This window comes from Dactylosporangium aurantiacum, from assembly GCF_000716715.1.
GTDB lineage: Bacteria > Actinomycetota > Actinomycetes > Mycobacteriales > Micromonosporaceae > Dactylosporangium > Dactylosporangium aurantiacum.
The window spans coordinates 108,009-115,612 of sequence record NZ_JNYJ01000061.1; the positions used below are offsets into that span (position 1 = coordinate 108,009).

Below are 7,604 nucleotides of genomic sequence, written 5' to 3' on the forward strand. Positions count from 1 at the left end.
CTCAACCGTCGAGCAGAGCCCTTCGGAGCCCCTCCAACGTGCGCGACAGCAGCCGCGACACGTGCATCTGGGAGATGCCCAGATCCGCGGCGATCTGCGCCTGGGTCCGGTTGCCGTAGAAGCGCAGCGACAGGATCCGCCGCTCCCGCTCCGGCAGCCGTGCGATGAGCGGCTTGACCGCCTGACGGAACTCAACCCCGTCGATGTCGCGGTCGTCGTCGCCGAGGACGTCGGCGAGGGTGCCGGCGTCGTCGTCCCCGCCGAGCGGCGCGAACAGCGACACCGGCCGGTACGCCGAGGACGCGACGAGGGCCTCGAGGATCTGGTCCTCGGCGACCCCCAGGTGCTCGGCCACGTCGTGCGGGGTGGGGGAGCGCCCCAGCCGCTGCCCGAGCGTGTCACGCACCCGGTTGATCTCGATCCGCAGCTCCTGCAGCCGCCGGGGCACGTGGACCCCCCAGCCCTTGTCCCGGAAGTACCGCTTGAGCTCCCCGACGATCGTCGGCGTCGCGTAGCCGCCGAAGTCGGTGCCGTAGTCGGGGTCGAACCCGTCGATCGCCTTCATCAGCCCCAGCGCCGCGACCTGGCTGAGGTCGGCGGGGGACTCGCCCATCCCGTGGAACCGGCGGGCCAGCCGGTCGGCCAGGGGCAGGCTGTGCTCGATCGCCCGCTGCCGCAGCGCACCCCGCCGGGCGTCCTTGACGTCCATCGTGGCGGCCTGACGCAGCAGCTCGTTGACGGTCGTCCACTGGCTCTGCGGTTCCTCCTCCTCCGGTACGGGGGCCGGCGGGCCCTGGGGAGGATCGTCGTAGGCGCGCAGGCGTTTCGCCGCCCCGATGATCTCCAGGACGTCCAGCACCAGATCGGCCGCGCCCGGGGTCCGCAGCCCGCCGCCGCGCTCCTGTGCCTCCAGCTGGGTCCGGAGCAGGGTGTCGGCGGCGGCGCAGTCGAGCAGCCGCAGCCGGGACAGGTCGACCGTCAGGTTCACCTGGCCGGCGTCGAGCCGCTGGCGGAGCGCGAGTCGCAGGTCGAGGCTCGCCGCGTGGTCGAGCACTCCGGAAGGGCGCAGGATCTCCTCGTCCCCGTGACGCCAGGATTCCAGTGAAAGCGCCGAATCGAATCGGTCTCTGTATATGGGCATTGTCTCCATGGTGGAGACTCCCCCCTATCCCATCGCGTTGCGCAGCAAGCGATTCGCGGTTGAGCGTGCGGTCGTGGAACCGGGCGGAATTGCTTTCCCGGTCACTGTACGCACGGGGGAATTGCCAATGAATATGTGAAAGGGTGAGGTCCTGGGTGACCTTTACCGGGTGCGCAGGGTCGCCCAGACGACCTTGCCGTCGGGCACCGGCGTGCAACCCCACCGGTCGGTGAGCGCCTCGACGACGAGCAGCCCCCGGCCGCTCTCGGCGAGGGTGTCACCGCTGCTGCCGCGGACCGGCAGCTGCCGGCTGCCGTCCCGCACCGACAGGTGCAGCTGCCGGTGGCGCAGCGCGACGCGGACCTCCAGGTTGGTGCGCGCGTGCCGGACCCCGTTGCTGACCAGCTCGGTGATGATGAGCTCGGCGAGGTCGGCGACCCGCGCGACCCCCCACAGCCGGCAGGCGCGGCCGACCAGGTGCCGCGCGGCGGCGGTCGCGTCGAGCATCGGCTGGAGGTTGGCGCGCATCCCGCGCGGCTCGCCGGGCGCGCCGGTGCAGCCGTGCGCGATCGCCGCGTCGGTGGTGGCGAAAAGGGGGATCTGCCGCGCGACCGCCATCCGGTCCAGCGCGGAGCGCAGCGGCGCGGGGGCGGCCGCCATGCTCACCGCGCTGCCGGGCCAGGCCGCGGCGTGCTGGGCCAGGGCGGGCAGCACGGTCAGCGCCACGTCGTCGTGGGCCCGCAGCTCAGAGACGTCCAGGACGATGACCGCCGGCTCCGTGGCCAGGCACTCCAGGACGGTGGTGCGCAGCACCGACGCGGTGCTCACGCCGAGACTGCCGGCCAGGTGCACCACGGTCGCGTCGCCGCGGATCTCGACGGTCGCGGCAAGACTCGCCCTCATGGGGTGACGCTCTACCCGCCCCAGGTGGGTTAAACCCTGGCGGCGGGCAGAGCGTCGGGTGTTCTTCTATGTCCTGCGCTGTCAGACCGGCGCGGGCACCTTCACGGCACCCCACGCCATGGCGCAGACGTCGGCGACGTCGGCGTCGGTGACCGGGGCGAAATCGGCGTAGTACAGGCCGAGGGCGTGGAAGTCCCGGGGGGAGTGGATGTCGATGACGGCGTCGACGTCGCCGGTGAGCAGGTCCACCGACTCCGCCGCGCACACCGGCGCCGCGAACACGACGTGCGCCGGCTTGCCGGTCTGCAGCGCGCGGATCGCCGCGCGTGCGGTGACCCCGGTGGCCAGCCCGTCGTCGACGAGGACGACCGCGCGTCCGGTCACCTCCGCCGGCGGGCGTGACCCGCGGTAGCGTTCCTGCCGCCGCCGCAGCTCCACCCGCTCCCGCTGGACCGCGGGGGCCAGGTCGCTGGTGGTCAGCCCGGCGCACGCGAGCGCGCTGCGGTCGAACACCGGTGGCCCGTTCTCCGCGATCGCGCCGACGCCGTGGTCGGACTGCCACGGCAGTCCGATCTTCCGGGCGATCATGAGGTCGAAGTCGGCCCTGATGGCCTGGGCCACCGCGTGCCCGACGGGTACCCCGCCGCGGGGCAGCGCGAGGACGAGCGGCCGGTGGGTCAGGTCGAACTGCCGCAGGTGAGCCGCGACCGCGGTGCCGAGCATGCGTCCCGCGGCCGTCCGGTCCGCGAAGCGCTCCTCCTCAGGCGGCCACATGGTCGTAGGCTTTCACTCGGGCGACCCGGAGGCCGGTCAACATGATCCGCATCAAGCGGACACCCCCTTCGATCGGCGCGGTGGGGGCGTCGCCACGCTGGGCCTCGTCCCCGCTTGGCCGCTCTGCCGCGGCCGCCACGCACGGTGCGAAGACTACGCCTGATGAGCTGGGAAAACGTCCGCTTGGCGTACTTCTTCGGGGGTGAACGCGACATGTCGGAAACGCCTGATATGTCGTGTTCTCAGAGTGACGCGGCGGACCCGGCAGAATGAGCGGGTGGACATGCCAGAGCAGCGGGACGCGGCGCTCGCCGTCTTCGACATCGACGGGGTCGTGGCCGACGTCCGGCACCGGCTGCGCCACCTCGACAAGCGGCCCAAGGACTGGGCCAGGTTCTTCGCCGCGGCCGACCGGGACCCGGTCCTGCCCGAGGGCGTCGAGCTCGCGCTGCGCCACGCCGCCGAGCATGTACTGGTGTGGCTCACCGGCCGCCCCGAGCACCTGCGCCCGGTCACCGACGCGTGGCTGCGCCGGGCCGGCCTGCCCGCGGAGCTGCTCTTCATGCGCCCCGCCAACGACCGGCGCCCGGCCCGGGACTTCAAGGCGGGCCAGCTGGCCCGGCTGGCCCGCGAGTCCCCGATCGCCGTCGTGGTCGACGACGACCCCGAGGTGGTCGCCAGGCTGCGCAGCCTCGGCCACCCGGTCCTGCTCGCCGACTGGGTCCCGCACTCCTCGACCCTGCACACCGCCCAGGAGCGCGAGGGCCGCACCTAGGACCTGCCTGCCGGCCCGCCGTGGTCCGCTGCGGGCCGTCCGTCACGCGGCGACCGTGAGCTGGGTGGCCAGGTGCGCCCGCAGGGCGTCGGCGGGCATCGGGCGGGCGAAGAGGAACCCCTGGGCGAAGCCGCAGTCCAGCTCGCGCAGGGCGGCGGCCTGCTCGCCGGTCTCCACGCCCTCGGCGACCGGCTGCAGGTACATGCTGCGGGCCAGCTCGACCACGGCGCGGAAGAGGGCCTTCTCCTGGCGGTCGGCGACCCGGGACACGAACGCCCGGTCGATCTTCAGCACGTCGATCGGCAGGGTGCGCAGGTACGCCAGGGACGAGTACCCGGTGCCGAAGTCGTCGATGGCGATCCGGACGCCGTGGGCGCGCAGCCGGGCCAGCCGCCGGCTGACCGCCTCGGTCTCCTCGACGGTCGCGGTCACCAGGACCGTCTCGGTGATCTCCAGGACGAGTGCGGCGCCGGGCAGCCCGGTGCGCTTGAGCGTGGCCAGGACGTCGTCGGCGAACCGCGGGTCGCGCAGCTGGCGGCCGGAGACGTTGACGGTGACGGAGATGCCGTGCGAGGCGTGCCAGGCGCGGGCGTCGGTGCAGGCGCGCTCCAGGACCCAGGCGCCGAGCCGGCAGATCAGCCCGGTCTCCTCGGCGACGGGCACGAACCGGACCGGCGACACCGCGGCGCCGTCGGGGGCGGTGAAGCGCAGCAGCGCCTCGACCGCGGCGACCCGGCCGGTGTGCACGTCGACGACCGGCTGGTAGTGCACGGCGAACCCGGACCCGCCGTCCACCGCGGCCCGCAGCTGGTCGGCCAGGACGGCGTGCGCGACGTGCGCGGCGCGCAGGCGCGGGTCGTAGCGCTCGGCGCGGTTGCGGCCCGCCTCCTTGGCCGCGTACAGGGCCAGGTCGGCGTTCTGCAGCGCCTCGCCGGTGCTCGCCGGCACGCCGCGGTAGACGCCGGCGCTCGCGGTGAGGTGCACCTCGCGGCCGTCGACGCGGTAGGGCCGGGCCAGGTCCGCGACGCACCGGTCGGCGAGCTCGTCCAGGCTGTCGAGGCGCGGGCTGACGACGGCGAACTCGTCGCCGCCGAGCCGGGCGACCAGGTCCCCGGACCCGGCGGCGGCCCGCAGCCGCTCGCCGGCCTGCAGCAGCAGCGCGTCGCCGGCCGGGTGGCCGAGGGTGTCGTTGACGTCCTTGAACCCGTCCAGGTCCATGATGAGCAGCCCGATCCCCGGTCCGGCGGCCCCGCCGAGGGCGTCGATGCCGGCCTGCAGCCGCAGCCGGAACTCCTCCCGGTTCGCCAGGCCCGTCAGCACGTCGTGCTGGGCGCGGAAGGCCAGCTCCCGCTGCAGCGACGTGCGCTCCCGCAGGGCCCGGCCGAGGCGCAGCACCATCGTCACCATGAGCGCCGCGGTGAGGGCGGCCGGCACGGCGGCGTGCGCCACCGCCGCGGCGCCGTGGCGGATGCCGATGGCGGCGACGAGGACGGCCGGGCCGAGCACGGCCAGGGCGATGAAGCCGGCGACGGGGGTGGCGCTCTCGTCGCCGGTGCGGGGGCGCTCGCCGACGTCGCGGATGCCGGGGTGCAGGCACGCGGCGGCGAGCAGGAGGCTCCACGTGAGCCATCCGGCCGACGTCACGGGGCTGGCGACGGCGTGGCCGCGACCCCACACGTACATGATCACGTGGCCGGCGTCGGTGAGGACCAGCGCCGCCGTCGAGGACAGCAGCAGCCCGGCCGCGACGCCGGGCCGCACCGCGAACGCGACCCGCAGCAGCAACGTCACCACCAGCAGGTCGCACACGGCGAGGGCGATGATGCCGGCCGTCGTCGCCTCGCCCAGCCCGGCCCGGGACGCCAGCGGGTACAGCACGAACGCCCACGCCAGCTGCGCCAGGCCGATGAGGGCGATGGCGGCGTCGAGCAGCCGGGTCGAGGACCACGGCCGCAGGCGGCGGGCGAGCAGCCACAGCGCGACCCCGGTCAGCGGGTAGCACAGCAGGTAGCCCACCTCCACCGCCGGCGCCGGCCGCGGCACGGCGGTCCTCACGGCGGTGGTGAGGGCCGACGCGGCGACGCCCGCGACCAGCAGCCAGTACGCGACCGCCGGTGCCGGCCGGTGCCGGCGCAGCCCGACCACGGCCGCGCCCAGGCACGCCACCTGGACCACGACCCACCAGCCGCCGGCGCCGTCCGGGGTCGCGGCGGCGGCCACAGCGGACGCCACGGCGGCGCACGTCAAGAACCACAGCCAGATCCTCACCGTTCCATTCAGCGGGCCGCCGGGTGCCGGCCGGTTCCGCCGCGGGGTGCGAACGGGGTCCACCGCTCGGCTGAATGGTGACGGAAGCGGCTTGTGCCCAAATATTGAGGCCTATAGTCCATTTTGTGGGTACCGGCAGAGGCGGCGACCGGACGACCCGCCTGCTCCTGCTGGCCGCGATCCTGCTGCTCGCCTCGGGTGTGACGGCGGGCGGCGTGACGGCCTGGAACTGGTGGGGCCGGGTCCGCGCGGTCCACGCCGCGCAGGAGCGGCTCGCCGCCGAGTGGGCGCGGGACGGCCGGCGCACCCACGCCGGCGCTGCCGCCGCGGCCGAGGCGGCCGGGCGCAGACCCCCGGCGCCGATGCCGTTCGGCGGCGCGCCGCGGGACACCGATGGCGCCGCCGGGCAGGACGCCGGGGCGGGCGACGGCGGGCCGGTCGCGCTGCTGCACGTGCCGACGCTGCACCTGAAGCTGTACGTGGTCGAAGGCTCCGACGAGGCGCGGCTCATGCTCGGCCCCGGGCGCATCCCCGGCACCGCCGCGTTCGGTGAGACCGGCAACACGGGTATCGCCGGGCACCGCTACCCGGGCGTCTTCTGGGACCTCGACGAGCTGGAGGTCAGCGCCCCCGTCGTGGTGGAGACCCGCGACACGTGGCTCGTCTACCGGGTCGTCGACGCGAGCGTGGTCCAACCGGAGCAGAGCGAGGTGCTCGCCCCGCCGGCGCCCGGCGCCGGTCCGCTGCTCACGCTGGTCACCTGCGAGCCGAAGCTCAGCACCGCGCGCCGCCTGATCCGGCAGGCCACCCTGGTGCGCCGCGACCCCGTCGGCGGGCCGCCACCGGTCGAGCTCGGCTGACCCGCTCGACACCGTGCGTGACGGTCTGATTACCAGAACGCAACGAATCTCCTTGACCGGCCCCGCATCATGCCGATTGTCCAGTGAGTTCGCCGCCGGGAGCGCGGCGCGCGGACCCTGTGCGTGGTTTGTCCCGGTGAGGGCTGAAGGGAGCCTGGCCGTGAGCGACTTGGGTGACATCGTTCAGGAGTTCCTCGTGGAGTCGCACGAGAACCTGGACCAGTTGGACCGGGACCTGGTGGCGTTGGAGGCGGCGCCGGGGTCGCGGGAGGAGCTGGCCGGCGACGACACCGGCGTCATCGCGGCCGTCAACGCCTGCATCACCGACGGCTCGACCCCCGCCGCCGCGCCCGCCCCCGCTGCCGCCGCGCCCGCCCCCGCTGCCGCCGCCGCGCCCGCCGCCGACGCGCAGGCGGCGGCCGCTGACGCCGGAGCGCAGTCCGCCGCACCGGCCGCCGCCGCACCGGCCGCGGACGCACAGGTCGACGCGCAGGTCGCCGGGGTGGTCCAGGGCACCGTCGTCGACCCGACGCCGGTCGTCGAGGTCGTGGTCGAGCCGGTCGTCGTCGTCCAGGCCCCCGCCGCGGCGGCCGCCACCCCCGTCGCCGCGGCGCCACCGGCCGCCGCGCCCGCCCCCGCTGCTGCCGCCGCATCCGCCCCCGCTGCTGCCGCCGCGCCCGCGTCCGCCTCCGCGCCCGCCGCCTCGGCTGCCGCATCCGCCTCCGCCTCCGGTTCCGGGTCCGCTTCCGGGCGGACCGCCCCGGCCGGCGGTGGTGGTGCTGGTGGTGGTGGTACGCCGCCGGCTGTGCCGCCCGTGGGTCGGGCTGCGGGTGGTGAGGGTGGTGAGGATGCGGTGTCGAAGCGGAGTGTGGCGGATCAGTCG

The 7,604-nt window shown here is 74.9% G+C and carries 7 protein-coding genes; 3 read left to right on the forward strand and 4 right to left on the reverse strand.

Annotated features, from left to right (window positions below; translation table 11 throughout):
- Position 1: 1 nt before the first annotated feature.
- The 3 genes from OP18_RS56270 to OP18_RS44885 all read right to left on the reverse strand — a co-directional run bounded on the left by OP18_RS56270 (position 2) and on the right by OP18_RS44885 (position 2,818).
- A complete protein-coding gene (locus tag OP18_RS56270; protein WP_081971657.1) occupies positions 2 to 1,150 on the reverse strand; it encodes a SigB/SigF/SigG family RNA polymerase sigma factor in 1,149 nt (382 codons plus the stop codon).
- A 153-nt stretch (positions 1,151 to 1,303) separates the two neighbouring features.
- Positions 1,304 to 2,044: an ATP-binding protein gene (locus OP18_RS44880; protein ID WP_052388290.1), complete on the reverse strand. Its 741-nt coding sequence runs from the start codon at positions 2,042 to 2,044 to the stop codon at positions 1,304 to 1,306.
- A gap of 81 nt (positions 2,045 to 2,125) precedes the next feature.
- Positions 2,126 to 2,818 carry a phosphoribosyltransferase gene (locus OP18_RS44885; protein WP_052388291.1) on the reverse strand — a complete coding sequence of 231 codons (693 nt, stop codon included), beginning with the start codon at positions 2,816 to 2,818 and terminating at the stop codon, positions 2,126 to 2,128.
- Positions 2,819 to 3,101: 283 nt separating this feature from the next.
- Between OP18_RS44885 and OP18_RS44890 the strand changes: the two genes are divergently transcribed.
- Positions 3,102 to 3,593, forward strand: coding sequence for a phosphatase domain-containing protein (locus OP18_RS44890; RefSeq protein WP_033365628.1), 492 nt, complete (start codon positions 3,102 to 3,104; stop codon positions 3,591 to 3,593).
- 42 nt (positions 3,594 to 3,635) lie between these two features.
- Here OP18_RS44890 and OP18_RS44895 read toward each other — a convergent pair whose 3' ends face one another.
- Entirely contained in the window at positions 3,636 to 5,825 is a 2,190-nt protein-coding gene (locus OP18_RS44895) for a putative bifunctional diguanylate cyclase/phosphodiesterase (RefSeq protein ID WP_156090230.1), read from the reverse strand.
- Positions 5,826 to 5,986: 161 nt separating this feature from the next.
- Here OP18_RS44895 and OP18_RS54005 point away from each other — a divergent pair, with 161 nt between their 5' ends.
- Complete coding sequence (locus OP18_RS54005; RefSeq protein WP_052388293.1) at positions 5,987 to 6,721, forward strand: class E sortase; 735 nt, start codon at positions 5,987 to 5,989, stop codon at positions 6,719 to 6,721.
- Positions 6,722 to 6,881: 160 nt separating this feature from the next.
- On the forward strand, positions 6,882 to 7,604 hold a 723-nt coding region (locus OP18_RS44905; protein ID WP_033365564.1), incomplete at its 3' end, for a hypothetical protein.

Coding starts and splice junctions, on each gene's coding strand:
- OP18_RS56270 (WP_081971657.1), bottom strand. CDS start 1,150: ATGGAGACAATGCCCATATACAGAGACCGATTCGATTCGGCGCTTTCA.
- OP18_RS44880 (WP_052388290.1), bottom strand. CDS start 2,044: ATGAGGGCGAGTCTTGCCGCGACCGTCGAGATCCGCGGCGACGCGACC.
- OP18_RS44885 (WP_052388291.1), bottom strand. CDS start 2,818: ATGTGGCCGCCTGAGGAGGAGCGCTTCGCGGACCGGACGGCCGCGGGA.
- OP18_RS44890 (WP_033365628.1), top strand. CDS start 3,102: ATGCCAGAGCAGCGGGACGCGGCGCTCGCCGTCTTCGACATCGACGGG.